The sequence below is a fragment of the Arthrobacter sp. SDTb3-6 genome (genome assembly GCF_013376095.1).
GTDB lineage: Bacteria > Actinomycetota > Actinomycetes > Actinomycetales > Micrococcaceae > Specibacter.
This window is the reverse complement of record NZ_JAAMFN010000004.1, coordinates 150,578-176,668: the sequence shown is the minus strand read 5'-3', so window position 1 is coordinate 176,668 and position 26,091 is coordinate 150,578. Positions and strand designations below refer to the sequence as shown.

Annotated in this window: 27 protein-coding genes; 4 read left to right on the top strand and 23 right to left on the bottom strand. The window is 68.6% G+C overall.

Translation table 11 applies throughout. The annotated features are described in order from the left end of the window. Positions 1 to 33: 33 nt before the first annotated feature. The 9 genes from G6035_RS03490 to G6035_RS03455 form a co-directional block, all read right to left on the bottom strand. Positions 34 to 564, bottom strand: coding sequence for a PadR family transcriptional regulator (locus tag G6035_RS03490; protein WP_176615676.1), 531 nt, complete (start codon positions 562 to 564; stop codon positions 34 to 36). A gap of 9 nt (positions 565 to 573) precedes the next feature. Then, positions 574 to 2,601, bottom strand: coding sequence for an FAD-dependent oxidoreductase (locus G6035_RS03485; protein WP_176615675.1), 2,028 nt, complete (start codon positions 2,599 to 2,601; stop codon positions 574 to 576). A gap of 60 nt (positions 2,602 to 2,661) precedes the next feature. Continuing rightward, entirely contained in the window at positions 2,662 to 2,790 is a 129-nt protein-coding gene (locus G6035_RS19920) for a hypothetical protein (protein WP_256127701.1), read from the bottom strand. Next, complete coding sequence (locus G6035_RS03480; protein ID WP_176615674.1) at positions 2,778 to 3,161, bottom strand: DUF998 domain-containing protein; 384 nt, start codon at positions 3,159 to 3,161, stop codon at positions 2,778 to 2,780. The genes G6035_RS19920 and G6035_RS03480 overlap by 13 nt, the downstream gene beginning before the upstream one ends. Positions 3,162 to 3,186: 25 nt before the next feature. Continuing rightward, complete coding sequence (locus G6035_RS03475; RefSeq protein WP_176615673.1) at positions 3,187 to 4,083, bottom strand: DUF4081 domain-containing GNAT family N-acetyltransferase; 897 nt, start codon at positions 4,081 to 4,083, stop codon at positions 3,187 to 3,189. Then, on the bottom strand, positions 4,037 to 5,200 hold the full coding sequence (gene ispG / locus G6035_RS03470) for a flavodoxin-dependent (E)-4-hydroxy-3-methylbut-2-enyl-diphosphate synthase (RefSeq protein ID WP_176615672.1): 1,164 nt from the start codon (positions 5,198 to 5,200) through the stop codon (positions 4,037 to 4,039). Before ispG ends, G6035_RS03475 begins: the two co-directional genes overlap by 47 nt. 117 nt (positions 5,201 to 5,317) lie before the next feature. Then, complete coding sequence (locus tag G6035_RS03465; RefSeq protein ID WP_176615671.1) at positions 5,318 to 5,611, bottom strand: YciI family protein; 294 nt, start codon at positions 5,609 to 5,611, stop codon at positions 5,318 to 5,320. 10 nt (positions 5,612 to 5,621) lie between these two features. Then, entirely contained in the window at positions 5,622 to 6,038 is a 417-nt protein-coding gene (locus G6035_RS03460) for a hypothetical protein (RefSeq protein WP_176615670.1), read from the bottom strand. A gap of 97 nt (positions 6,039 to 6,135) precedes the next feature. Further along, positions 6,136 to 6,732 (bottom strand): helix-turn-helix domain-containing protein, encoded by a 597-nt coding sequence (locus G6035_RS03455; RefSeq protein WP_176615669.1) that lies wholly within the window; start codon positions 6,730 to 6,732, stop codon positions 6,136 to 6,138. Positions 6,733 to 6,911: 179 nt separating this feature from the next. Here G6035_RS03455 and G6035_RS03450 point away from each other — a divergent pair, with 179 nt between their 5' ends. After that, positions 6,912 to 8,219, top strand: a complete 1,308-nt coding sequence (locus G6035_RS03450; RefSeq protein WP_176615668.1) for an alpha-hydroxy acid oxidase — start codon at positions 6,912 to 6,914, stop codon at positions 8,217 to 8,219. Between the two features lie 45 nt (positions 8,220 to 8,264). On the opposite strand, the gene G6035_RS03445 is transcribed toward G6035_RS03450, so the two are convergent. From G6035_RS03445 to G6035_RS03435, 3 genes are all read right to left on the bottom strand, one after another. After that, positions 8,265 to 9,596, bottom strand: a complete 1,332-nt coding sequence (locus tag G6035_RS03445; RefSeq protein ID WP_176615691.1) for a site-2 protease family protein — start codon at positions 9,594 to 9,596, stop codon at positions 8,265 to 8,267. 59 nt (positions 9,597 to 9,655) lie between these two features. Continuing rightward, a complete protein-coding gene (dxr, locus tag G6035_RS03440) occupies positions 9,656 to 10,894 on the bottom strand; it encodes a 1-deoxy-D-xylulose-5-phosphate reductoisomerase (protein WP_176615667.1) in 1,239 nt (412 codons plus the stop codon). 221 nt (positions 10,895 to 11,115) lie between these two features. Next, positions 11,116 to 11,604 carry a MarR family winged helix-turn-helix transcriptional regulator gene (locus G6035_RS03435; protein WP_176615666.1) on the bottom strand — a complete coding sequence of 163 codons (489 nt, stop codon included), beginning with the start codon at positions 11,602 to 11,604 and terminating at the stop codon, positions 11,116 to 11,118. A gap of 126 nt (positions 11,605 to 11,730) precedes the next feature. Between G6035_RS03435 and G6035_RS03430 the strand changes: the two genes are divergently transcribed. Then, the gene (locus tag G6035_RS03430) at positions 11,731 to 12,306 is read left to right on the top strand and encodes an NADPH-dependent FMN reductase (RefSeq protein WP_176615665.1); all 576 of its coding nucleotides are present in this window, start codon (positions 11,731 to 11,733) and stop codon (positions 12,304 to 12,306) included. A 153-nt stretch (positions 12,307 to 12,459) separates the two neighbouring features. Here the strand turns inward: G6035_RS03430 and G6035_RS03425 are convergent, their stop codons facing one another. The 7 genes from G6035_RS03425 to G6035_RS03395 form a co-directional block, all read right to left on the bottom strand. After that, on the bottom strand, positions 12,460 to 13,257 hold the full coding sequence (locus G6035_RS03425) for a CoA ester lyase (protein ID WP_176615664.1): 798 nt from the start codon (positions 13,255 to 13,257) through the stop codon (positions 12,460 to 12,462). A gap of 37 nt (positions 13,258 to 13,294) precedes the next feature. Continuing rightward, positions 13,295 to 13,774: a MaoC family dehydratase gene (locus G6035_RS03420; protein ID WP_176615663.1), complete on the bottom strand. Its 480-nt coding sequence runs from the start codon at positions 13,772 to 13,774 to the stop codon at positions 13,295 to 13,297. After that, positions 13,771 to 14,424, bottom strand: coding sequence for a CoA transferase subunit B (locus G6035_RS03415; RefSeq protein ID WP_176615662.1), 654 nt, complete (start codon positions 14,422 to 14,424; stop codon positions 13,771 to 13,773). The genes G6035_RS03420 and G6035_RS03415 overlap by 4 nt, the downstream gene beginning before the upstream one ends. 2 nt (positions 14,425 to 14,426) lie before the next feature. Continuing rightward, entirely contained in the window at positions 14,427 to 15,245 is an 819-nt protein-coding gene (locus tag G6035_RS03410; RefSeq protein ID WP_176615661.1) for a CoA transferase subunit A, read from the bottom strand. A gap of 73 nt (positions 15,246 to 15,318) precedes the next feature. Continuing rightward, positions 15,319 to 16,482, bottom strand: a complete 1,164-nt coding sequence (locus tag G6035_RS03405; protein ID WP_176615660.1) for an acyl-CoA dehydrogenase family protein — start codon at positions 16,480 to 16,482, stop codon at positions 15,319 to 15,321. A gap of 1 nt (position 16,483) precedes the next feature. Next, the gene (locus G6035_RS03400) at positions 16,484 to 18,598 is read right to left on the bottom strand and encodes a biotin carboxylase N-terminal domain-containing protein (RefSeq protein ID WP_176615659.1); all 2,115 of its coding nucleotides are present in this window, start codon (positions 18,596 to 18,598) and stop codon (positions 16,484 to 16,486) included. Positions 18,599 to 18,605: 7 nt separating this feature from the next. Further along, positions 18,606 to 20,213, bottom strand: a complete 1,608-nt coding sequence (locus tag G6035_RS03395) for a carboxyl transferase domain-containing protein (protein WP_176615658.1) — start codon at positions 20,211 to 20,213, stop codon at positions 18,606 to 18,608. Between the two features lie 136 nt (positions 20,214 to 20,349). On the opposite strand from G6035_RS03395, the gene G6035_RS03390 reads away from it, so the two are divergent. After that, positions 20,350 to 20,952: a TetR/AcrR family transcriptional regulator gene (locus G6035_RS03390; protein ID WP_176615657.1), complete on the top strand. Its 603-nt coding sequence runs from the start codon at positions 20,350 to 20,352 to the stop codon at positions 20,950 to 20,952. A gap of 117 nt (positions 20,953 to 21,069) precedes the next feature. Here the strand turns inward: G6035_RS03390 and G6035_RS03385 are convergent, their stop codons facing one another. From G6035_RS03385 to pdhA, 4 genes are all read right to left on the bottom strand, one after another. Further along, a complete protein-coding gene (locus tag G6035_RS03385; RefSeq protein ID WP_176615656.1) occupies positions 21,070 to 21,438 on the bottom strand; it encodes an SPW repeat protein in 369 nt (122 codons plus the stop codon). 132 nt (positions 21,439 to 21,570) lie between these two features. Continuing rightward, positions 21,571 to 22,962, bottom strand: a complete 1,392-nt coding sequence (locus tag G6035_RS03380; protein WP_176615655.1) for a dihydrolipoamide acetyltransferase family protein — start codon at positions 22,960 to 22,962, stop codon at positions 21,571 to 21,573. A 2-nt stretch (positions 22,963 to 22,964) separates the two neighbouring features. Continuing rightward, positions 22,965 to 23,975 carry an alpha-ketoacid dehydrogenase subunit beta gene (locus G6035_RS03375; RefSeq protein ID WP_176615654.1) on the bottom strand — a complete coding sequence of 337 codons (1,011 nt, stop codon included), beginning with the start codon at positions 23,973 to 23,975 and terminating at the stop codon, positions 22,965 to 22,967. Beyond that, positions 23,972 to 25,132, bottom strand: coding sequence for a pyruvate dehydrogenase (acetyl-transferring) E1 component subunit alpha (gene pdhA, locus G6035_RS03370; RefSeq protein ID WP_176615653.1), 1,161 nt, complete (start codon positions 25,130 to 25,132; stop codon positions 23,972 to 23,974). The genes G6035_RS03375 and pdhA overlap by 4 nt, the downstream gene beginning before the upstream one ends. Before the next feature lie 208 nt (positions 25,133 to 25,340). Between pdhA and G6035_RS03365 the strand changes: the two genes are divergently transcribed. Then, entirely contained in the window at positions 25,341 to 25,811 is a 471-nt protein-coding gene (locus G6035_RS03365) for an Lrp/AsnC family transcriptional regulator (protein WP_176615652.1), read from the top strand. Positions 25,812 to 26,091: the final 280 nt, after the last annotated feature.

The window sequence follows — 26,091 nt, the reverse complement described above, 5'->3', positions numbered from 1 at the left end:
GATTCGGCCCCCGGAACAGGCCTTCCCCTGCAACTACTGCGACCCAGTTGCTAGGGTTTCCTCACACCAGACGAGCCAGGACTCCTCGAAGACGATGCCCGCCCTCAGCACCGCCCGCTGCAGGCCGCCGCCCCGGTCCAGGGGGACGCCGGGCGGAAAGTCGCGGGCCTCGATGGCCAGGTAGCGCTCCAGGGAGTCCCTGTGCAGCTGCCGGTGCCGGCGCATTTCCGCACCCACGTCCACCGTGCCCAGCACGGCCGCCGCCCGGAGCCGCACCAGCAGCGCATCGCGGATGGGCCGGGGATCGGCCGCCACGAGGGTCCAGCGTTCCAGCTCGGCGCGGCCGTGCGGGAGCACGTCAAAGTGCCGCTGGCTCCCGCGCGCCGTGGCAAGCCCGCGGGCCGCTATCAGCCCGTCGGCCTCCAGCTTCCCCAGCTCCCGGTAGATCTGCTGGTGCGTGGCCTGCCAGAAGTGGCCCAACGACTTGTCGAAACGCCGGGCCAGCTCGGCACCCGTGCACGGCCGTTCCAGCAGCGAGGTCAGGATCGCGTGCGGCAGTGACATCCGGGCCCGCTAGATCCGCGCGGCGAGGCGGGTGCCCTGGTCGATGGCCCGCTTGGCGTCCAGTTCTACCGCCACGTCCGCTCCCCCGATGAGATGGACCGTGGCGCCCCCGGCTTCCAGCGCGCCCTGCAGTTCGCGCCGGGGTTCCTGGCCGGTGCACAGGATGACGTTGTCCACGGCGAGCACGGTGTCGGTGCCGTTGACGCTCAGGTGAAGTCCGGCGTCGTCAATTTTTTGGTATTCGACGCCGGGGACCATCTGGACGCCCCTGGCTCGCAGTTCGGTGCGGTGGATCCAGCCGGTGCTCTTGCCCAGGCCGGCGCCCACCTTGGCGGCCTTGCGCTGGAACAGGCCCACCCTGCGGTCCGGGCGGGGGCGTTCGGGTACGGCGATGCCGCCGGCTCCGGCGTAGTCGGGGTCGATCCCCCACTCGCGGTAGAACTTTTCCGGGACCAGGGTGGCGCTGGTGCCGGTGGCAGTGAGGTATTCGGCCGTGTCGAAGCCGATGCCGCCCGCCCCCAGGATGGCCACGTTGGTGCCCACGGGCTTCTTGTCGCGCAGCACGTCCAGGTAGCTGAGCACGCTGGGGTGGTCGACGCCGGCGATCTGCGGGATGCGCGGGAGCACGCCGGTGGAGAGGATGACTTCGTCAAAGCCTTCCTGCAGCAGGGCTTCCGCCGTGGCGTGCGTGTTGAGCCGCAGCTCGATGCCGCGCAGCTGGATCTGGCGGCTGAAGTAGCGGATGGTCTCGTGGAACTCCTCCTTGCCGGGGATCTGCTTGGCGATGTTGAACTGCCCGCCGATCTCCCCGGCGGCCTCGAACAGCACCACCTGGTGCCCGCGTTCGGCCGCCGTGACGGCAAACGCGAGCCCCGCCGGCCCCGCCCCGACCACCGCCAGCCGCTTGGGCGCGTCGGCGGCCTCGATCACCAGCTCCGTTTCGTGGCCGGCGCGCGGGTTGACCAGGCAGGAGGCGCTCCTGCCGGTGAAGGTGTGGTCCAGGCAGGCCTGGTTGCAGGCGATGCAGCTGTTGATCTCGTTGCCGCGGCCGCCTTCCGCCTTGCGGACAAAGAAGGGGTCCGCCAGGAAGGGGCGGGCCATGGAGACCATGTCCGCATGGCCGTCCGCCAGCAGGCCCTCGGCCACCTCCGGGGTGTTGATCCGGTTGGTGGTGATCAGCGGAATGCCCACCTGGCCCATGAGTTTCTTCGTGACCCAGGCGAAGCCCGCCCGCGGCACGGAGGTGGCAATGGTGGGGATGCGGGCCTCGTGCCAGCCGATCCCGGTGTTGATGAGCGTGGCGCCGGCCCGCTCGACCGCCCGTGCCAGTTGGATGACCTCCGCCAGCGTGGAGCCGCCCTCCACGAGGTCCAGCATGGACAGCCGGTAAATGATGATGAAATCCTCCCCGACGCGTTCGCGGGTGCGGCGGACAATCTCCACCGGGAAGCGCATCCGGTTTTCGTAGCTGCCGCCCCACTTGTCCGTCCGGTGGTTGGTGCGTTGGGCGATGAATTCGTTGATGAGGTAGCCCTCGGAGCCCATGATTTCCACGCCATCGTAGCCCGCGCCCTGGGCGAGCTTGGCCGCGGTGGCAAAGTCCTCGATGGTCTGCTCCACCTCATCCTCGCTGAGCGGGTGGGGTGTCAGCGGGCTGATGGGTGCCGGCACCGGGCTGGGCGCCACCAGGCCCGGGTGTGTGGAGTAACGGCCAAAGTGGAGCAGCTGCAGGGCAATCCTGCCGCCTTCGGCATGGACTGCCGCCGTCACCAGCTTGTGGCTTTCGGCCTCCTCTGGCGTGCTGAGCTTGGCGCCGCCCTCCATGGGACGGCCGGCGTCGTTGGGGGAAATACCCCCGGTGACCATCAGCGCCACACCCCCGCGCGCCCGTTCCGCGTAGAACGCGGCCATCCGGGCGAAGCCGCCGGGGACCTCCTCGAGTCCGAGGTGCATGGAACCCATCAGCACCCGGTTGGGCAACGTGGTGAAGCCCAGGTCCAGCGGCGTGAAGAGATGTGGGTAGGGACCAGCAGGCATGGATGCCCTCCTTTGCGCAACAAGTTGCATAATCGTAGCGCACAACGCCGGGGGCCGCAGTCAGGGTCCACGCGTGGCGGCCCGGGCGGCCAGCACCAGCCAGAGCAGCACGAGCAGGAGGAAGACGCGCTCCACCAGTCCGCCCGCCTCGGCCCGCTGGGCCGGAACCAGCAGGATCAGCGCCACCACTGCGGCCAGGCCGCCGGCAGCGCGCCCGGAAACGGTGCCGCACGGGAGAGCGCCAGGATGCCGGCGGCCGCACAGACGAAGGCCACCAGGGCCAGCCCGGCAGTTCCCCCGGCGGAGCGGGGCATGCCCCTGCGCAGGGCGAGGAGGGCGCAGCCCGTCAGCAGGCCGCGCAGGATGAAGTTGGCATCCATGACCCACCCGAACGGGACCACGCCGAGGTTGCTTTCAGCCTGCCGGATCGGGCCGTAGGGCGGCGGCAGGGCCTGTGCGATGACATCCATGATGAGGTAAGCGACGGCTCCGGCCAGCGTCAGCCGCGCCCACGTCCGGGCAGGCGCGTCCCGGCGCATCGCATTCCGTCCGGCGGCCATCGTGTTCCCGTCCCTGGGTCCGTGGCTAGAACAGCACCGTGGCGAAGGTGCCGACCTGCTCGAAACCGACTTTTTCATACACGGCCCGGGCGCGGTGGTTGAAGTCATTGACGTACAGGCTGGTCACCGGCGCCAGCCGCTGGGCATACTGCACGACGGCGGCCATGTACCCGGCGCCCAACCCCAGGCCGCGGTAGCGCGGGTTCATCCAGACGCCCTGTACCTGGGTGACGCTGGCGGTGACGGCGCCGAGGTCTGCCTTGAAAACCACTTCCCCGCCGGGTTCGCAGTGGCTAAAGGAATGGCCGTGGTCGATCAGCCAGGCCACGCGCCGGCGGTAATTTTCCTCCCCGCCCAGGAACGGCGAGTAGCCCACTTCTTCCTCAAACATCGCCGCGGCCGCGGCCAGCACCTCGTCGAAGCGGCCGCTTGTGCTGTGTGCCAGGGCCGGGTTGGGCTCCAGCCGCGGGGCCCCTTCGAGGACCAGCAGCGGCTGGTCGGCGCGGACGGCCTGGGCATTGACGCCGGCGGCGGAGAGGGCCTCCATGATGCCCAGGACGGCCACGGACGGGCCGAAGATGGAGGCGTGCGGCTGCCAGTGGGTGGCAATCCAACGGCCAAAGTGCACGGCATGGCCGGCCTCGACGCCAATGGGGACCACGTTGGAACCCACCCAGCAGGCGGCAGCCAGCGCCCCGCCGTCGGGCTCAAAAAAGCCCAGGATCACGGCACCGCGCTGCGCGGGCACGGCGCTGCCACCCGTGGAGAGCAACGAATCGATAAAAACGTTGGCCACGGGGTCGCGCGCCACGAGTGCCCGGAGTGCGGCAGTGTCCTCGTGGACCAGGACGCGCACGGGGTCCCGGCCGGCGCCTCTAGGAGACGCTAACCACGGGACCACCCGGGAGCGGATTGTCGGCATCGGACTCCATCTCATCGGCAATTCTCATGGCTTCTTCAATCAAGGTTTCCACAATCTGGTCCTCGGGCACCGTCTTGATGACCTTGCCCTTGACGAAGATCTGGCCCTTGCCGTTGCCCGAGGCCACGCCTAGGTCGGCCTCGCGTGCCTCGCCCGGGCCGTTGACAACGCACCCCATGACGGCCACGCGCAGCGGCACTTCCATGCCTTCCAGGCCGGCGGTGACCTCCTCGGCCAGCTTGTACACGTCCACCTGGGCGCGGCCGCAGGACGGGCAGGAGACAATTTCCAGCTTGCGCGGGCGCAGGTTCAGCGACTGCAGGATCTGGTTGCCAACCTTGATTTCCTCCACCGGCGGGGCGGAAAGGGACACGCGGATGGTGTCGCCGATGCCCTTGGAGAGCAGGGCACCGAAGGCGACGGCGGACTTGATGGTGCCCTGGAATGCGGGCCCCGCCTCGGTGACCCCCAGGTGCAGCGGCCAGTCGCCCCTCTCGGCGAGCATCTCATAGGCGGCAACCATGACCACCGGGTCGTTGTGCTTGACGGAGATCTTGAAGTCCTGGAAGCCGTGCTCCTCAAAGAGGGAGGCCTCCCAGACGGCGGACTCGACGAGCGCCTCCGGGGTGGCCTTGCCGTACTTCTTCATGATGGAGGGCTCCAGCGAACCGGCGTTGACGCCGATGCGGATGGAGGTGCCGTGGTCCTTGGCGGCCTGGGCGATTTCCTTGACCTGGTCGTCGAACTTGCGGATGTTGCCGGGATTCACGCGGACGGCGGCACAGCCGGCCTCAATGGCGGCGAAGACGTACTTGGGTTGGAAATGGATGTCCGCGATGACCGGGATCTGCGATTTCTTGGCGATGATGGGCAGCGCCTCGGCATCGTCCTGGGACGGGCAGGCGACGCGCACAATGTCACAGCCGGCGGCGGTGAGCTCGGCAATCTGCTGCAGCGTGGCGTTGATGTCCGTGGTCTTGGTGGTGGTCATGGACTGCACGCTGACGGGGAAATCCGAGCCGACGCCAACGGAGCCGACCCGGATCTGCCGGGTTTTACGGCGGGGGGCCAGGACTGGTGGTGGCAATGGCGGCATTCCGAGGCTGACCGAGGTCAAAATATGCTCCTTGAAGTTTTTCAGCCGACGCGCCCGCGGCGCCTGGTTTCAGGCCCCGCGAAAAGGTTCACGCATCTTCTGTTCTAAATTGTAGGCGTGTTGGCGCCGGCGCAGCGCCTACGGCAAATACTCGCTCAGCTGGCCGATGACCGGCTTCCACTCGGAGACCTTCAGGCCCGTGACGCCGCCGCCGGCGCTCATGGGGTCCTGCTTGAGGATTTCGTGGAGGCTGGGTTCATCGGCGGCATTGAAGATCAGCAGCGCGCCGGCGCCGTCGGCGTACGGCCCTGAGGCCAGCACCACTTCCGCCTCGGCCTGCGCCGCCAGCCATTCGCGGTGCTTGGGGCGGTGCTCCGTGCGGGCCTCCTCGGCTTCGGGGCCATAAATGTACTCAACAGCAAAGATCGTCATGCTTTCCACCCTATAGCAGGAGGACTTTGGCGACGGTGGCCACCGCTGCGGCCCACAGCATGGATGCCAGCGTTCCGATGATGAACCGCTCGCTGGCCGCCGGTGCCTGCTTCAGTTCCGGATACCGGCCCAGGCCCTTGATGGCGACCACGTAGGCGATGGCCACAGGCTGGCCCGCCAGGATGGCCAGCACGACGGCGGCCCGCTCCAATACGCCGATCAACAGCCCCCCTCGCAGGACCCCTGCGCCGCGGGCTTCGGGCTCGCCGTCGGGGGCCGCCCCGGCGTCGTGACGGCCGGCCGGGATTTCACGGGCATCGGCCGAACGCACGGTGCGCGACGAGGCCAACCGCAGGATGCCGGCGGTCACCGGCCAGCCGCCCACGGCGGCCAGCACCACGGTGAGTGCAATCCACAAAAATGTCATCCGTCCTCCTCCTAGCCTCCCAGCGTAGCCAGCCGGACCGACAATGCCGGGCGGGCATGCCGGGGAAACGGCAGGGTGTTTGGCGGCCGCAGCCGGGTCAGGTGTCGGAGTGGGCCAGCAGCAGTTCGGCGGCGGCACGCCCGCCCTGCTCTTCCTGCCAGCCGGAGCGCAGGATGGCCTTGCTGACTGCCTGGGGGCTGATGCCGACCGCCCGCGCCACATCAATCTGGCGGCGGTTTTCGGGCCGGCCGAGCGCGTCCAGGACCCGCCATTCGGCACCCGTGCGCCGTCGGACCAGCCCGCCCACGAGCACCAGGACGGCCTCGGCGGCCGCGGCGTGGCCGCCCGCCGCAGCCGGCTGGACGGCCAGAGGCACGCGTTCCCCCGTCTTCTTGGCCCTGTCCACGGCCTGCCGTGCCAGCACAAAGGCGGCACCGGAGCCGGCGCGCGGGCTGTCCGGCAACGGTACGTCCACGGCGCCGATTCCAATGCCCACGTACCACTGCCCGGTGCGCAGGGCCCGCAGGGCGGCATCCACCACGGAGCGGGGATCCTCAAGCACGCCCTGGATCTCATCGCCCACGGTGCGTTCAAAGGGCAGGACCACGGGAATGTCCCGGAGTGCGGCCAAGGCCTCTGGCACCAGGTCGGTCCCCTTCCGGCTGCCGCGCTGGTCGATCGTCATGACAAACATTACTAAATCGTAATCGGTTGATTTGAAGTAATCAACCAATTTTAGGTGAAACGTGTCGTCTCCCTGGCGGGCGGGCAACGCGGGACGCCGCCGACGCGCGATTCCCGGGGAGCGTGCGGCCGTCGGGTATCCTGCGGTTGGACCACACCTTCCCCAAGGTCCCTATCGTGGAGGATGCAATGCAGCACACCAGCAATCACGGGAACACGCCAGGAGGCGCGGCACGGCAGGGGGCGGCAGTTCCGCCTCCCACCACCCTTCCGGCCGCACTCAGGCGCCGCTTCCCGAAGTACTCGGACCTGGCGCCCCTCATGCAGTTCAAGAAGCCGGAATTCAGCAATGCGGCGAGGCTCCGCCGTGCCAGCACCATCTGGGATCTTCGGGACATGGCCAAAAGGCGCACCCCGCAGGCGCCGTTTGACTACACGGACGGCGCCGCCGAAGCGGAAATCACGCTGCGGCGGGCCCGCCAGGCCTTCCAGGACATCGAATTCCGTCCCGGGATCCTGCGTGACGTGTCGAACATTGACCTGCATACCAGCATTCTGGGCCGGGAATCGAGCCTCCCTGTGGGGATTGCGCCGACGGGGTTTACCCGGATGATGCAATCCGAGGGCGAGTATGCCGGTTCCCGGGCGGCGCAGGCCGCCGGAATCCCCTTCACGCTCTCCACCATGGGCACGGCGTCCATCGAAGACGTGGCCGGCGCAGCACCGCACGGCCGCAACTGGTTCCAGCTCTACCTGTGGACCGACCGCGACCGTTCCATGGAGCTGATTGAACGTGCGGCCGCGGCCGGCAACGACACGCTGATGGTCACCGTGGACACCGCCGTCGCGGGGGCACGTCTCCGCGACGTCCGCAACGGCATGACCATCCCGCCCGCACTGACCCTCAAGACGGTGCTGGATGCGTCCTACCGCCCCGCCTGGTGGTTTAATTTCCTCACCCACGAGCCGCTCGTGTTTGCCTCGCTCTCGCGGTACACCGGGACGGTTGCGGAGCTGATCAACTCCATGTTTGACCCCACCCTGACGTTTGCGGACCTTGATTGGCTGCGCGAAACCTGGAAGGGCAGGCTGGTGGTCAAGGGCATCCAAACCGTGGCGGACGCACGCAAGGTGGTGGACCACGGGGCGGACGGCATCGTCCTCTCCAACCACGGCGGCCGCCAGCTGGACCGGGCACCGATTCCCCTCCGCCTGCTGCCGGAGGTCAAGGCCGCTCTTGCGGCAGACAGGAGCGATGCCGCCGTCATCCTGGACACCGGCATCATGAGCGGGGCGGACATCGTCGCCGGGCTGGCCTTGGGGGCGGACTTCACCTTGGTTGGCCGCGCCTACCTCTACGGCCTCATGGCCGGCGGCCGGGCGGGCGTGGACAGGGCCTTGGAGATCCTGGCGACGGACATGCGCCGCACCATGGCGCTGCTGGGCGTCAGCTCGGTCGCCGGGCTGACCCCGGACCACGTCCACCTCCCCGGCTAGTGGAAGGCCGCCCTGTCCGGGCAGGCTTCCGCGCCAGTGCATGCTTCAGCCGAACAGGTTCACCGGCTTGACGATGTCCGCGTAGATCAGCAGCGCCCCCATGACCAGCAGCAGCCCCGCGGCAACGTACGTCACGGGCAGCATCCGGGCAATGTCGAACGCGCCGGGATCCTTCTTCCGCAAGGCCTTCGCTATGGTCCGCCGGGCACCCTCATACAGCGCCCCCAGGACGTGCCCGCCGTCGAGCGGCAGCAGCGGGATCAGGTTGAAGACGAACAAGGCCAGGTTCACGCCGGCCATCAGGCCCACCAGCGTGCCAACCCGGGCGCTGAGCGGGACCTGCTGCATGGAAGCCACCTCGCCGGCCGCGCGGCCCACGCCCACCACGGACATGGGGCCGTTGGGGTCCCGGGGCTGGGAGCTGAACGCGGCCTGGGCCACCCCCACCAGCTTTTGCGGCAGGTGGAAGACGACGCCGCCAATCTGGGCGACGTTGTTCCCGACCGCCGGCAGCACGGCGGCGGCGGATTCGGGCACAAGTACGGAAGTGGGCCCCATGCCGATGAATCCGGCCTCCACCGTGACGGCCCTGCCGCCGGCGTCGACCTTGGCGTTGCCGTTGGCATCCAGAACGGGCCGGGCGGTGCGCACGGGCGTGACGGTGGTGGTGATGGTCCTGTCACCGCGCTGGTAGGACATTTCCACCGTCTTGCCCGCGTCGGCCCGGATCCATTCCGTCAGGGCCGCCCAGTCGGTGACCACCCTGCCGTCAAAGGTCTTGATCGTGTCGCCGGGCAGCAGGCCGGCGGCGGCGGCCGGCGTCTTGGTGCACTTGGCCATGTCGGTCGGTTCGGGTGCACCATAGGCGACCTGGCAGGCGCTGACCTGGGACAGCGTGGTGGTGGGCTGGGGCGAGCCAAAGCCCATGAGCAGCACGCCGGTCAGGACGATGCCGATCAGCAGGTTCATGGTGGGCCCGCCGAGCATGATGACGATTTTTTTCCACACGAGCAGTGCGTAGAACACGCGGTTTTTGTCCTCCGGCCCCACCTCCTCGTGGGCCATGCTGCGGGCCTCGGTGGCCATGGTCTGGAACATGCCGGTGCTGGAAGGGCGGACGCTGCCGTCCACCGGATTGGGCGGGTACATGCCGATCATGGCCACATAACCGCCGGCCGGGATGGCCTTGAAGCCGTACTCGGTCTCGCCCTTCTTCCGTGACCAGAGGGTGGGGCCAAAACCGATCATGTAGCGGGTCACGCGGACATTGAAGAGCTTGGCGGGCAGCAGGTGTCCCACCTCGTGCAGCGCGATGGAGACCACCACGCCGATTGCGACGAAGAGCACGCCGCCAATGAATAGCAATACGGTCACAATGAACTTCCTGGCTTTGGTCCTACGGGCATGTCATCCGGCCTGCTGCCGGCAAGCACTGTTCAGCCCCTTCCGTCCGCTGTCCCGGCACCCTTGGCGCCCAGCAGCCCGTTGGTGCGCCGCCTGGCCCACTCTTCAGCTTCCAGCACGGACTCGAGCGTCAGCTCCGAAACGGGTGCATGTTCGCTGAGAACTTGCGCAATGGTGTCCACGATATCCAGGAATCCTATCCGTCCGGCGTGGAACGCGTGCACGGCCTCCTCGTTGGCCGCGTTGTAGACGGCTGGGCAGGTGCTCCCCCGCCGCGCAGCCTCCTTGGCCAGCTCGACGGCGGGAAACGCCGCGTTGTCCAGCGGTTCGAACGTCCAGGTGGCAGCCTTCGTCCAGTCGCACGGCTGCGCGGCGCCCGGGACGCGGTCCGGCCAGCCAAGGCCCAGGGCGATCGGCAGGCGCATGTCCGGCGGCGACGCCTGGGCAATCGTGGAGCCGTCCGTGAACTGGACCATGGAATGGACCACCGACTGCGGATGCACCACGGCGTCAATGCGGTCCAGCGGCACGTCAAAGAGCAGGTGCGCCTCGATGACCTCCAGGCCCTTGTTGACCAGCGTCGCCGAGTTGGTGGTGACCATGGGGCCCATGTCCCAGGTGGGGTGCCTGAGCGCCTGTTCCGGCGTGACGTCCTCCAGCTCGGCCCGGGACCGCCCTCGGAACGGCCCGCCCGAGGCGGTGACCACGAGCCTGTCCACTTCCCCGGGCGTCCCGGAACGCAGCGCCTGGGCGAGGGCTGAATGCTCGGAATCCACCGGCACCAGCTGGCCGGGCGAGGCTGCATCCTTGACCAGCTGCCCGCCCACGATGAGCGATTCCTTGTTGGCCAGCGCCAGGATGGCCTGCGTGCCCAGCGCCGCCAGCGTGGGGGCAAGGCCGATGGACCCGGTGATGCCGTTCAGGACCACGTCCGCGGCGTCCGGCCCGCCGGCACCCCAGGCCGCGATGGTGGTGGAGGCACCGGGGCCGGCCACGATCTCGGGGGCATAGCCCGCCGCCCCGGCCGCAGCGGCATGGGAGGTGATCAGCGCACGGAGGGGGCCGGCGTCGTCCGCGGCAATGCCGACGGCCAGGGCGCGCGTCCGGACGGCCTGCGCGGCCAGCAGTTCCAGGTTCCCGCCGCCGGCGCTGAGCGCGGTCACCGTGAAGCGCGGCGTGCCATCCGGCAGTGCAGCCTGTTCGACGACGTCCAGGGCCTGGGTGCCGATGGAACCGGTGGAACCGAGGATGATCACTTTTCGCTGCTGCATGCTTCCAGTATTCCCCACCTGCCCCCCTGGCCTCGTACCTCGGCCGGGGCCCCTCGCAGGCGTGGCCCCACCCACCGCTTGCCCTGGCCTCGTACCTCGGCCGGGGCCCCTCGCAGGCGTGGCCCCACCCACCGCTCGCCCTGGCCTCGTACCTCGGCCGGGGCCCCTCGCAGACGTGGCCCCACCCACCGCTCGCCCTGGCCTCGTACCCGGCCTGTCGGCTACCAGAGGCCCTTGTCCACCGCGGCGGCACGGATTTTTTGCAGCGAGGCCCGCAGCTGCGCGAGCTCGGCGGGGGCAAGGGGGTCGAAGACGGTTTCGCGGACCAGGCCCACGTGGCCCGGCGCGGCAGCGCGGACGGCAGCCCACGCGGCCTCGGTCAGGGAAATTTCCTGCCCGCGGCCGTCGGCACTTGCCGCGCAGCGCACCACCAGCCCCTTGGACTCCATGCGGCGCAGCAGGTGGGACACGCGTGACTTTTCCCATGCCAGGATCGCGGCCAGGTCACCGGAACGCACACCTTCCGCCGGTGCCTCGGAAATGGCTGCCAGCACCGCGTATTCGCCGCCGGAGACGTCGGAGTCGCGGCTGAGCTGGCGGTCGATGACCCGGGGCATGCCGGAAAGGAACTCGCGCAGCTCCAGCCACAGGTGCTGCTCCTCGGTGCTTAGCCAGCGGGTTCCGCCCGCCGCGCCTCCCTGCCCCGTCATGACCTACCCCACATTTCGCCTAATTAGTTGACACGTCAAGTATCGCAGTGCAGGATGGAAACATCAAGTTTTAGTTGACACGTCACCTACCCGGGTGGCGGACCTCGATTTCAAGGAGCACCGCACATGTCCAAGATCGCCATCGTCACCGGATCCACCCGCCCCGGACGCAACAACATCGGCGTGGCCCAGTGGGTCCTGGCCCAGGCCCAGGAGCGCGGCGACGCCGACTACGAAATCGTGGACATTGCCGATTTCAACCTCCCCATCCTGGACGAGGCCTACCCCGCCGGCTACCAGAACTACCAGAACGACCACACCAAGGCCTGGGCCGCCAAGATTGCCGAATTTGACGGCTACGTCTTCATCGCCGGCGAATACAACCACTCGGTCCAGCCGGCGCTGGCCAACGCCCTCTCCTACCTGAACGTCGAGTTCAACAACAAGGCTGCCGGCATCGTCGGCTACGGCTCGGCCTTTGGCACCCGCGCCGCCGAGCACCTGCGCGGCATCCTGTCCGAGCTGCAGGTGGCCCACGTGCAGAAGACCGGCATGTTCTCGCTGTTCGCCGACTTTGAGAACTTCTTCACCTTCAAGCCCACCGAGCAGCAGGCCGCCTCGCTGGCCCCCATGCTCGACCAGCTGGTCCCGTGGACCCACGCCATGAAGAGCGTGCGCGAAGAGTCCCTCGCCGCCGTCTAGCCCAACCAAAAAGTACGACGCCCACAAACGCTCCCGCACGAATGGCATCAAATCCGAAAACGCTTCCGCACCGCAGTGCGGGAGCGTCACCGGAAAACGCCCCGTTTGCAACCGGGCGTTGGGCAAAACACCCCCGATTGCAACCGGGCGTTGTTAGAGGGTGGCGCGGCGGAGGGTTTGCCTGGCGTGCAGCAGGATGGGGCCGTCCACCATCTTGCCGTTGAAGGCAAACACGCCGGTGCCGGCAGCTTCCGCCGCGGCCAGGAGTTCCCGGGCCGCCGCAACGTCCGCATCGGTGGGCCGGTAGGCGGCACGGACCACCGGCACCTGCCCGGGGTGGATGCAGGCCTTGGCACCGAAGCCGCTGGCCACGGCGTCCTCGGCCTCCGCGCCCAGCCCGGCCAGGTCGGGGATGTCCGCATAGATGGAGTCAACCGCCACCTTGCCGGCGGCCCCGGCGGCCAGCAGCAGCTGCGAGCGCGCCTGCATTGCCACGGCCCGGTAGCGGCCGTCGGCGAAGCGGCTGGACGTGCCGCCCAGGGAGGCCACGAGGTCCTCCGCCCCCCACATGAGGGCGACAACGTTGGGCAGCCTGGCCAGCTCGGGCGCGGCCATGATGCCTGCCGCCGTCTCGCACAGGGCCACGACGTGGAAGCCGGCGAGCGCGGCCACGGCGTCCGGGTCCTCGGCCTTGGCGACCATGACGGTGCGGTAGCGGGTGCAGGCCAGCGCGGCGAGGTCCAGTCCGCTCTCGGGCGTGCCCAGCGCATTGATGCGCACCATGGTGGCATCCGGGTCCAGCGGGGTGTCCACGAGGTGCCCGCGGGCCGCCGCCTTGGCCCCGGGTGCCACGGCGTCTTCCAGGTCCAGGATGACGGCGTCCGAACGGTCCGCCGCCTTGGCGTAGCGTTCGGGCCGGTCGGCCGGGGCAAACAGCAGTGCCGGGCCCATCGTGAAGGCTGCGTGCGGTTGGCTGATGGTGTGCTCCTTAATCGGTGGGCTTGAGCCAGAACAGTGCGGTGCGGCTGGCCCTGCCCACCACAACGCCATCCTGGTTGCGGCCGGTGTGGGCCATCGTCACGATGCCCTGGCCGGGGCGTGAGGACGAGAGCCGTTTTTCGGTCACCACGGTTTCCGTGTACAGGGTGTCGCCGTGGAACAGCGGGTGGGGGAAGGAAATCCCGTCCATGCCCAGCTGCGCCACGATGGTGCCCTGGGTCAGCTGCGCCACGGACTGCCCCACCATGGTGGCCAGGGTGAACATGGAATTCATGAGGCGCTGCCCAAACGGCTGCGTGGCGCTCCAGGCAGCGTCAAGGTGCAGCGACTGCGTGTTCATGGTCATGGTGGTGAACAGGACGTTGTCCGTCTCGGTCATGGTGCGCCCCGGCCGGTGTTCATAGACGACGCCGGGCTCCAGCTCCTCGTAGTAGAGCCCCCTCTGGGTGACCACGGGTCCGCCGCTCATACGTTGTCCAGGTCGTGCATCTCAAGGTTCAGCGGGGCGCCGGTGGCGGCCACGATCTCCTCCACGGTGACGCCGGGTGCCAGTTCCTTCAGGACCAGCCCGTCCGGGGTCACCTCGATGACGGCCAGGTCGGTGACGATCAGGTCCACGCAGCCCCTGCCCGTCAGCGGGAGGGTGCAGTTTTGCAGGATCTTCGGGTTCCCGGCCTTGTCCGTGTGCTCCATCATGATGATCAGCTTCTTGGCGCCGAACACCAGGTCCATGGCGCCGCCCATGCCCTTGACCATTTTCCCGGGGATCATCCAGTTGGCGAGGTCGCCGTTTTGGGCCACCTGCATGGCACCGAGCACGGCCACATCCACGTGGCCGCCGCGCACCATGCCAAAGGACAGGGCCGAGTCAAAGAACGCCGCGCCCTTGTTGACGGTGACGGTTTCCTTGCCGGCGTTGATCAGGTCCGGGTCCACGTCCGCATCCACCGGGTACGGGCCGGTGCCGAGGATCCCGTTTTCCGAGTGAAGCACCACCTCCACCCCGTCCGGGATGAAGTTGGGGATCAGGGTGGGCATGCCGATGCCGAGGTTCACATACTGTCCGTTGTGCAGTTCCCGCGCCACCCGGGCGGCCAGTTCGTTGCGTGTCAGTGCCATGGTCATGCCTCCTTCGCCTGGGTGTAGGCAACCTGGGTCTCGACAGGTCCGGCCGGCGGATCCGGCTGCACCGTGCGCTTTTCGATGCGCTTTTCGCTGCCCGGGGAGCCGGCCGGAACGTGGACCACGCGCTGGACAAAGATGCCGGGGACGTGGACCTGCCCGGGGTCCAGTTCACCGGGTTCCACCAGTTCCTCCACCTCGGCGATCGTGATCTTTCCGGCCATGGCGCACAGCGGGTTGAAGTTCATGGCGGTCGCGTGGAAGACCAGGTTGCCGTGGCGGTCGCCCTTGAGGGCGTGTACCAGGGCAAAGTCGGGGGTCAGGGACTCCTCCAGCACAAAGTCGGCGCCCCCAAAGGTGCGCACCTCCTTGGGTTCGGAGGCAATCGCCACTCCCCCGGCGCCGTCGTACTTCCGGGGCAGGCCGCCCTCGGAGACCTGGGTGCCCACCCCGGCTGCCGTGTAAAACGCCGGGATCCCGGCGCCTCCCGCGCGCAGCTTCTCGGCCAGGGTGCCCTGCGGGGTCAGCTCCACCTCAAGCTCACCGGCCAGGAACTGGCGGGCAAATTCCTTGTTCTCCCCCACATAGGAGGAGATGGTGCGCCGGATGCGCCCGTCGCTGAGCAGCACGCCGAGCCCCCAGTCGTCCACGCCGCAGTTGTTGGAGATGGTTTCCAGCTCCGAGGTGCCGGCGTCGTGCAGGGCCTGGATCAGGGCCACCGGAATGCCGCACAGACCAAAGCCGCCGACGGCCAGTGACGCGCCGTGGTGGATGTCATGGACGGCGGCGGCAGCGGATGCAACCACTTTGTTGATCATCGCAAGTACCTTTCATTCTTCGTCGGTCCCGGCCTGAGCCGTGGCGGGTGCCGGACCGGCACCTTGTTCCGGGCTACAGGCCGAGGTCGCGGGCTATGAGCATGAGCTGGACTTCAGTGGTTCCCTCCCCCATCTCCAGGATCTTTGAATCGCGGTAGTGGCGGGCCACGGTGAACTCGTTGATGAAGCCGTAGCCGCCAAACACCTGTGTTGCGTCGCGGGCGTTGTCCATGGCCGCCTCGCTTGCGACCATCTTAGCGATGGCCGCCTCCGTCTTGAACGGCTTGCCGGCCAGCATGCGGGCCGCGGCGTCGTAATAGGCGAGCCGGGCGGTGTGCGCACGGGTCTGCATGCGGGCAATCTTGAAGGAGATGCCCTGGTAGCGGCCGATGTTGTGGCCGAAGGCCGTGCGTTCCTTGGCGTACCTGACCGCCTCGTCCACGCAGCCCTGTGCCGCGCCCGTCGCCAGTGCGGCGATGGCGATGCGGCCCTCATCCAGGATGGAGAGGAAGTTGGCGTAGCCGCGGCCGCGCACGCCGATCAGGTTCTCCTCCGGCACGTGGACGTCCGCAAGGGTCAGCGGGTGGGTGTCGGAGGCGTTCCAGCCCACCTTGTTGTACGGCCTTTCCACCGTGAAGCCGGGCGTGCCGTTGGGCACCAGGATGGTGGAGATCTCCTTCTTGACGGAGCCGTCCTTGCGTTCGGAGGTGCCGGTCACGGCGGTCATCGTGACGAACCTGGTGATGTCCGTGCCGGAGTTGGTGATGAACTGCTTGTGGCCGTCCAGGATCCACTCGCCGCCCTCCAGCCTCGCCCGGGTGGTGGTGCCCCCGGCGTCCGATCCGGCGTCGGGCTCGGTCAGGCCAAAGCCGGCCAGCGCCTCCCCGGAGGCCAGGACCGGCAGCCACTGCTGCTTTTGCGCCTCGGTGCCGAAGCGGTGGATGGGCATGGCGCCGAGTGAGACGCCGGCCTCCAGCGTGATGGCGACCGACTGGTCCACCCGGCCCAGCTGCTCCAAGGCCAGGGACAGGGCGAAGTAGTCCCCTCCCATGCCGCCGTACTCCTCCGGGAACGGCAGCCCGAAGAGCCCCATCCCGCCCATCTGCCTGACCAGCTCGTACGGGAAGCTGTGTTCCTCGTCGTGCCGGGCGGACACGGGGGCCACCACATTGTCGGCAAAGTCCCGGACGGTGTCGCTCAAGTCCTGGTAGTCGTCGCTGAGTTCAAAATTGGGCACGTCATTCCCCTTCGGGTGTTGCTGTTTGGATGGTGGCGACCACTTGGTCCGCCTTGACGAGGCTGCCGACGCCGACGCTGATGTGCGCGATCCCGGCCACGGCGGCGGTGAGCTGGTGTTCCATTTTCATGGCCTCCACGGCGAGCAGCACGGTGCCGGCCTCGACGGGCTCCCCGGTGGAGACGTTGACGGAGGTGACGGTGCCGGGCATGGGGCTGCGGACCTCGGGACTGGCCGCCTGGTCCTCCTGCTCGATCCCGGCGAGCATCCGTGCCGTGGCTTCCCCGCGGCTGAGGACGGGCACGCGGGCGCTCCACCCGCCGCTGCCCAGGACCACGGCGCCGTCCTGGAACACGGCCTGGTAGTGCCGCCGCTCCCCGTCCCAGGGCAGTTCCAGCCTGCCCTCCTGTGCGTGGGCCAGCCCGGCCCGGTGCCCGGGCCCCTCGTCCCCGCCCGGCCCGGTGACGTGTACGACGCCGGACCCTTCCGTGCCGCTGACCGTCACGACGCCGGTGCGGCCCGGCCCGGCGCAGGCGACCCGCCATGGTGCAGGGTCCCCCAGCCGCCAGCCGTCGGTGCGGCCCCAGGGGCTGCCCGCGGCCACCCCGGGCCCCGGCACGCCGGACCCGAGGCCCCGCCCGACGCCCCGGCTCCGCGACCAGAGGGCGGCTGCGGCGTAGTCGGCGGCACCAAGGGTGCGGAACTCCATGGCGGGCAGCTTGCGTTCGATCAGGTTGGTGTCGAGCCGGCCGGCCTGCACGTCGGGATCAGCCAGGAGCAGGCGCAGGAATTCGATGTTGGTGGGCACGCCCAGCACCACGTAGTCGCCCAGGGCCGCGTCCAGCCGGGCCAGGGCTTGCTCCCGGCCGGCGCCGGCCGCAATGACCTTGGCCAGCATCGGGTCGTAGTTCGCGGAAATTTCCAGGCCCGGCAAAAGCGAGCTGTCCACGCGGACGCCGTCGCGCCCGGCGATGGATTCATCCAGCAACGCCACGGTGCCGGCCGAGGGCAGGAAGCCCTGCGCCGGGTTTTCGGCATAGACCCGCGCCTCCACGGCATGGCCGAGAAGTTCGACGTCGGACTGGGCCACGGTGAGCTTTTCCCCCGCCGCGATGCGCAGCTGCCATTCGACCAGGTCCAGCGGCTGCCCGTTGGCACGCACCACCATTTCCGTCACGGGGTGTTCCACCTGCAGGCGGGTGTTCATCTCCATGAAGAAGAACTCGTCCGGGTTGTCATTGGAGACCAGGAACTCCACGGTGCCGGCGCCGGTGTAGTCCACGCTGGCGGCAGCCGCGCACGCCGCGGCGCCGATGCGTTCGCGGACGGCTGCGCCGTCGGGCAGGGAGTCCAGCAGCGGCGAGGGCGCCTCCTCGATGACTTTTTGGTGGCGGCGCTGCAGCGAGCATTCGCGTTCGCCCAGGTGGATGACGTTGCCGAACCCGTCGCCGAGGACCTGCACCTCGATGTGCCGGGGCGTGGAGACGAGCCGTTCCAGGAACAGGGTGTCGTCGCCGAAGGAGCCGGCGGCCACGCGCCGGGCCGTGGCCAGGGTGGCGGGCAGTTCCGCCGGCGCCCACACGGCGTGCATGCCCTTGCCGCCGCCGCCGGCGGAGGGCTTGATGAGGACGGGAAAGCCGATGCCCGCGGCCGCTGCGATGAGGTCCGCGTCCGTGAGGCCGGGCTCGGAGATGCCGGGAACCACGGGCACCCCGGCGGCGGCCACATGGTTTTTGGAGCGGATCTTGTCCCCCATGACGTCCAGGGCCTTGATGTTGGGTCCGATGAACGTGATGCCGGCGTCCGCGAGGGCCCGGGCAAAGGCGACGTTCTCGGACAGGAAGCCGTAGCCGGGGTGGACGGCCTGCGCGCCGGACGCGCGGCAGGCGGCCAGCACGGCGTCGATGTTCAGGTAGCTTTCGGACGCGGCCGCCGGGCCCAGGCAGACGGCGGTGTCGGCCTCGCGCACGTGGCGGGCCCCGGCGTCGGCCTCGGAATAGACGGCCACCGAACGCAGGCCCAGGGTGCGCAGCGTGCGGATGACGCGGCAGGCGATTTCACCGCGGTTGGCCACCAGGACGGTGGAGAACTTCGAACTGTCAAAGGGACTGGTCATGCGTGGCTCACATTCTAAAGAGGCCGAAGGAGGTGTCCGGCAACGGGGTCCGGGCGCAGACGTCCAGGGCCAGGCCCAGCACGGTGCGCGTGTCCGCCGGGTCGATGACGCCGTCGTCCCAGAGCCGGGCGGTGGAGTAGTACGGGCTGCCCTGGTCCTCGTACTGGGCCTTGATGGGCGCCTTGAACGCTTCCTCGTCCGCGGCGGACCACTCCTCGCCGCGGCGTTCGTGCGCGTCCCGCTTGACCGTGGCGAGCACGGCGGACGCCTGGTTGCCGCCCATGACGGAGATCCGCGCGGCCGGCCACATCCACAGGAAGCGCGGCGAGTAGGCCCGCCCGCACATGGAGTAGTTGCCGGCGCCGAACGAGCCGCCCACGATCACCGTCAGCTTGGGCACGCGGGCGGTGGCGACGGCCGTGACCATCTTGGCGCCGTGCTTGGCGATGCCGCCCTGTTCGTAGTCCTTGCCCACCATGAAGCCGTTGAGGTTTTGCAGGAAAATGAGCGGGATGCCGCGCTGGTCGCACAGTTCGATGAAGTGCGCGCCCTTCAGGGCCGATTCACTGAACAGCACGCCGTTGTTCGCCACGAGGCCCACCGGGTGGCCGTGCAGCCGGGCGAACCCGGTGACCAGCGTGGTGCCGTAGTTTTTCTTGAATTCGTGGAAGCGGCTGCCGTCCACGATCCGGGCGATGACCTCGCGGATGTCATACGGGGTGTTCAGGTCCGTGGGGACGGCGCCGTAGAGTTCGCCCGGGTCGACGGCGGGCGCCTCCGGCGGCTGCAGGTCCCACGCCGGTGCGGGGTTGGGCGGCAGCGTGGCGACGATGTCGCGCACCATGGCCAGGGCGTGTTCGTCGTTTTCGGCCAGGTGGTCCACCACGCCGGAGATGCGCGCGTGGACGTCGCCGCCGCCGAGTTCCTCCGCCGTGACAATTTCCCCGATGGCGGCCTTCACCAGCGGCGGGCCGCCCAGGAAGATGGTGCCTTGGTTGCGCACGATCACCGTCTCGTCGCTCATGGCCGGCACGTAGGCGCCGCCGGCCGTGCAGGAGCCCATGACGGCGGCGATCTGCGGGATCTTCCGGGCGGACATCTGCGCCTGGTTGAAGAAGATCCGGCCAAAGTGCTCGCGGTCCGGGAACACCTCATCCTGCCGGGGCAGGAACGCGCCGCCGGAATCCACCAGGTAGATGCACGGCAGCTTGTTTTCCAGGGCGATCTCCTGCGCGCGCAGGTGCTTCTTGACCGTCATCGGGTAGTAGGTGCCGCCCTTGACGGTGGCGTCGTTGGAAACCACCATGACGTGGCGGCCCGCCACCAGGCCGATGCCGGCGATGACCCCGGCGCCCGGAGATGCGCCGTCGTACATCCCGTTGGCCGCCAGGGGCGAGATTTCCAGGAAGGGGCTGCCGTCGTCAAGCAGCCGGTCCACCCGGTCGCGGGGCAGCAGCTTCCCGCGGGCCAGGTGGCGTTCCCGGGATTTCGCCGGCCCGCCCAGTGCCGTGGTGCGCAGCCGTTCGCGCAGTTCGGCGGCCAGTTCGCGCTGGGCACTGCCGTTGCGTTCAAAGGCGTCGGCGCCCGGTTCGACGCGGCTTTGCAAAGTCTCCATTGACCAAAAATCCGTTCCCCGTCCGGGGCACCGCAGGGGCGCCCTACCTCGTCCGGAATCCACGTGCTAAGTTAATGGTTATTAACTGAGTTTCAGGTTAGTCGGAGAATTCCGTGAAGTCCAGCACAAGGAAAACATGAGCGAGTCCCCAGCCACCACCCGCAGGCAGGCCAAGGCCAACCGCCGCACCGTGCTCCTTGATTCCGCCGCCGCGCTTTTTGCCCGCCGCGGCTTCAACGGCGTGTCCATCGAGGACCTCGGCGCGGCCGCCGGTGTGAGCGGACCGGCCGTGTACCGCCATTTCAGCGGCAAGCAGGCCCTGCTCGGGGCGCTGCTGGTGGGGGTCAGCGAGGACCTGCTGGCCGGCGGGCGGACCGTCCTGGCGGCCGGGCACGGTGACGGCGCCGCCCTCCGCGGGCTCATCGCCTTCCACGTGGACTTTGCCCTGTCCCAGCCCGATGTCATCCGCGTCCAGGACCGGGACTTTGACAGCCTCAGCGCCGGCGACCAGCGCCAGGTGCGCACCCTGCAGCGGGCCTACGTGGAACTTTGGGTGGAGGTGCTGGGCCGGCTGTACCCTGACCGGGCAGCCGACATGCGGCGCCTGCAGGCCCATGCCGTGTTCGGCCTGATCAACTCCACCCCGCACAGTGTCCGGCTGTCCGGGCGGCGCCCCGGCGTCCCCGCCGCCCGGGCGGTGCTGGAGGCCATGGCGTGGAGCGGGCTGGCCGGGGCCTGAGCCGGCCGGCCCGCGTTTCCCGTGCAAGCGGCCCGGGCACGCCGTGCCTGCGCAAGCGGCCCGGGCACCCAGAAGGCGCCGGGGGTTCCGGCGCCTTCTGGCTTGGCACTAATGGAATTAATGGGCCGGCAGGCCGTGGTCATGCCCAACGGTGTGTTGGCGCATGCTTGGTTGTATTGCGAGCGCGCCAACGATCAGGGCCACGCCGCCTGTAATCCAGGACGTCCATGCCGCTCCCATGTGGCCGGAGTACCCGCCGATCCAGGGAGAAATGAACAGCAAGGCGGCAATCACCATTCGAACCCATTCGCCTACCGGTGTACCGGGGCTCATGAGGTTCCAGACGCCTGCCAGGATCAGCAGTACGCCGAAGCCGATCATCAGGACCATGGAACTGCCCTGCTGCGTCGTCCAGATTGTTGACAACGCGGCGTAAAGGCCTGCAATCACGGCAACATAGTCTTGCCAGCGGTTCCACTTCTTCATCGATACCAACCTCCTTAGGTTTCCCTTCAGTTGGCTCCCAAAGTGGGGGTCACTACACATAATACGTCTGCTGCTGCGGCTATTCCAGAGGCCCAAGATTGCAGAAAAGCCGCAGTTTTCAGCACGGGCGGCTCAGCACAGGGCCAGCGCCATGGCGGGATCGGACATGACGGCACCCACGTCGGCCAGGAAACGCGAGCCCTGTTCCCCGTCCACCAGCCGGTGGTCGAAGGAAAGGCTCAGCGTCATGACCTGCCGCAGCGCAACGGTCCCCTGGTATTCCCAGGGCGTGTTCCGCACGGCGCCCAGCGCCAGGATCCCGGCCTCGCCCGGGTTCAGGATGGGTGTGCCGGCGTCAATGCCGAAAACGCCGATGTTGGTGATGGAGAATGTGCCGCCGGCCAGGTCCGCCGGCTGTGTCTTCCCGGCGCGGGCGGTGGCGGCCAGTTCCCCGAGCGCCGCGGCCAGCCCGTGCAGGCCCAGCTGCTGTGCGTCCTTGATGTTGGGCACCACCAGTCCCCTGGGTGTTGCTGCGGCAATGCCGAGGTTGACATAGTTCTTGGTGACTATCTCATTCGCGGCGCCGTCCCAGTGCGAGTTCAGCGACGGCTGCCGCGCAATCCCCAGGCACACGGCCCGGGCCGCCAGCGTCAGCGGCGTGAGCTTGACGTCCGCGAACTCCCGTGCCGCCCGCAGTTTCGCCAGGAACTCCATGCCGGCGGTGACATCAACCGTCAGGAATTCCGTCACGTGGGGTGCCGTGAACGCACTTTGGACCATGGCGGCCGCCGTGAACTTCCGCACGCCCTTGATGGGGGTGCGCACCTCGCGGGACGTGTCCGTCCGGTCCCGGGCTGCCGCAGTTCCCGTGGTCGACGCCGGTGCTTCCGCGGCGCCCTCGGCGCCCTTTTCCTGTCCCCCGGCAAAGGTGACGACGTCCTGGCGGGTGATCAGCCCGTGGTCCCCGGAGCCAGTCAGCGCGGCCAGGTCGATCCCCATGTCGCGGGCCAGCTTTCGCACGGGAGGCGTGGACCGGGGGCGGTCCGCCTGCACGCGCGCCTGGGCGTCGGCCACTGCCACGGCGGGCGCGCCGGCCGGGGCTGCGGCCGGAACCCCGGTGGGCGCTGCGGCGGGCGCTGCGGCTCCGGCCGGGGCAAATTGCCGGGTCCGCCGCACGGGACGCTTCGAGGATTCGGGTTCGGCGCCGTAGCCCACCAGGGTCGGCACGCGCTTGGCGGGCGCCTCGTCGGCCGGCTGGTCCGCGGCGGGTGCATCCTGCCCCTGGCCGGGCACCTCAAAGGCGATGATGACCTCCCCCACCTCCACGGTGGTCCCGGGCTCGTGCGTGATGGCGGTGACCGTCCCGGCGTAGGGCGAGGGAAGTTCCACGACGGCCTTGGCGGTCTCCACTTCGCCGATGACCTGGTTCAGTTCCACCCTGTCACCCACCGCCACATGCCAGCTGACGATCTCCGATTCCGTGAGGCCTTCGCCCAGGTCCGGCAGCCTGAATTCGGTAATCATGGTCATCCTTCCAGCCCCGAAAGGGAGTTGGGGCGCCCCAGGGCGCGGTCAACGCCGTCGAGCATGCGGTCAAGGTCGGGCAGGTGGTGCTTTTCCAGCTTGGACGGCGGGTAGGGGATGTCGAAGCCCGTGACGCGCACGGGGGCGGCCTCCAGATAGTTGAAGCACCGCTCGGTGATGCCGGCGGCCACCTCGGCGCCCAGGCCCAGGGTCTCCGACGCCTCATGGGTGATCACGACGCGGCCGGTGCGGCGCACGGATTCCTCAATGGGGCCGTAGTCCAGGGGCGAGAGCGAACGCAGGTCGACCACCTCAAGGGAGATGCCGTCGTCGGCCGCTGCCTTGGCCGCGTCGAGGGCGGTGGCGACGAGGGGGCCGTAGGTCACCAGGGTCACGTCGGTTCCGGCGTGCACCACGCGGGAGGCGCCCATGGCGGGGGCGCGGGTGAGGTCCGCGTCCAGGTCCACCTCGCCCTTGGCGTGGTAGCGGCGCTTGGGTTCAAAGAACATCACCGGGTCATCGCACGCGATGGCCTGGCGCAGAAGGGTGTAGGCGTCCTGCGGGTTGGAGGCGCTGATGACGCGCAGCCCGGAGGTGTGCACAAAGTAGGCTTCCGGCGATTCGGAGTGGTGTTCCGGGGATCCGATGCCTCCGCCAAACGGGACCCGGATCGTCAGCGGCATGCGGACCTGCCCGTGCGTGCGCATGTGGAGCTTGGCAACCTGGGAGACAATCTGGTCAAAGCCCGGGTAGATGAAGCCGTCGAACTGGATCTCACAGACGGGCCGGAAGCCGCGGTAGGCCAGGCCCACGGCGGTGCCGATGATGGCGGATTCGGCCAGGGGCGTGTCAATGACCCGGTGTGAACCGAAGTCTTTCATCAGCCCGTCGGTCACACGGAACACCCCGCCCAGGGTGCCGATGTCCTCGCCCATCAGGACCACCTTGGGGTCGTCCTCCATGGCCTTGCGCAGGCCGGCGTTGATGGCCTGTGTCAGTGTCAGCCTGCTCATGACCGGCTCCCTTCCAGGGTGGTGCCATCCGTGGGTGCGAAACCGGCCAGGTAGCGTTCGTAGTGGTCGCGCTGGCGGTCCAGGATGGCGTGTTCGGTGGTGTAGACGTTGTCGAAGACGCTCAGCGGCGCCGGGTCGGGCAGGTTGATGGTGCCTTCGCGTAGTTCCGCGGCCACGGCGTCGGCGCGCCGTGCCACCGCGGCCTCGGCGTCGTCGTCGAGCTTCCCGCGGCCCTGCAGCAGGGCCTTGACCCTGGCGATGGGGTCCTTGGCGCCCCATTCCTCCAGTTCGGTGACGCCCCGGTAGCGGGTGGGGTCGTCCGCCGTCGTATGGGCCCCCATGCGGTAGGTCACGGCCTCGATGAAGCTGGGCCCGCCGCCGCTGCGGGCCCGGGCGGCGGCCCAGCGGGTGGCAGCCAGGACCGCGAGGACGTCGTTGCCGTCCACGCGCAGGCTGGGGATCCCGTAGCCCGGGGCCCGGCCGGCGATGGGCACGTGGGCCTGCAGGCCGACCGGTTCGGAGATGGCCCAGTGGTTGTTCTGGCAGAAGAAGATGACCGGTGCCTGGAAGCTGGCGGCGAAGACCATGGACTCATGGACGTCGCCCTGGCTGGTGGCGCCGTCGCCCAGGTAGGCGATGGAGAGGGTTTCCTTGCCGTCGAGGACCAGGCCCATGGCGTATCCGGTGGCGTGGAGCGTCTGGGATCCGATGATGATTTGCGGGGTGGCCATGTTGAACTTGTAGGGGTCCCAGCCGGTGTTGGCGCTGCCCCGCCACGTGCTCATGATCCCGGCCAAATCCGCGCCGCGGAGGTAGGCCACGCCGTTTTCGCGGTAGGTGGGGAAAATGAAGTCGTCCCCGCCCAGGGCCCGGAGCGAGCCGACCTGGGAGGCTTCCTGCCCCAGCATGGGCGGCCACAGGGCCAGCTGGCCTTGGCGCTGGAGGGCTGTCGCCTCGACGTCGATGCGACGGATGGCCACCATGTCCGAGTAAAGCCGGACAAGCTGGGCGTCGTCGACGTCGGCCACAAAGGGGTCCAGTTCCCCGTCGGCAACGCTGGTGCCGTCTGCGGCAATGAGTTGGTGGATCCCGGTTTGCGGTGATGCACCGGAGTTGGCTGATGCTTCCAGCACGGCAGTTCGCCTCCTTAGCTTCATGCCGGGGCGGGGCCCTGGCATCGGGCCGGCGCATCTTGTGGATGCAGGCCCCCAGGCCGCGTGCAAGGGTTTGTTGCGCACGGCAGGGCGCGTCATTGCAACCCTTAGTTGTGACACTACTCACAGCATGCAGCTGGCGCAATGTCCCTTGGATAAATTGAACATTCTGCCCTATATGGTGCGCCTTGACCGTGCTAATCTGCGCACTATGCATACCTTGGATGACACCGACGCCCGCATTCTCCTGGCCCTCGTGGAGGACCCGCGGCAGACCGTGGTGGCGCTGGCCCAGCAGCTGGGGCTTTCACGCAATACGGTGCAGGCGAGAATGGCGTCGCTGGAGAAGCGCAAGGCGTTCCTGGGCTTTGACCACCGCATCAGCGCGGCCACCCTGGGCTACCCCCTGACGGCGTTCATCTCCATCCACGTCCAGCAGCAAAAACTGGCTGAACTGGCCGCGTCGCTGGCCGGCATCCCGGAGGTGGTGGAGGCACACGGGCTCAGCGGCCGCGCCGACATCCTGGCGCGCGTGGTCTCCACCGGAGCCGAGGACCTGTTCCGCATCAACGGGAAGATCCTCGCCTGTGACGGGGTGGAGCGCACGGAAACCTCGCTGGCCATGAATGAGCTGGTCCCGTTCCGCCTCGGGCCGCTGCTGGAGCGGGTCGTGGACAAGTAGAGCGGCCGGCCGCCGACCACTTCCGTTATGCGCCGGACCCGCCGTGGGTTGCGCGCATAAGCTCCGGCCTCTTTTCTTATGCGCCGGACCCGCCGTGGGTTTGGCGCCAGTGGACAATCTGCGCCAAACCCGGCCCCGGTCCGGCGCATAAGTGAACCGTGCGGGCCCGGGCCACAGTCGGCCCTGCGATCCCAACCCGGATGGACCGCCGGCAACAATTCTGCGCCGGACCCGCCGTGGGTTGCGCGCATAAGCTCCGGCCTCTTTTCTTATGCGCCGG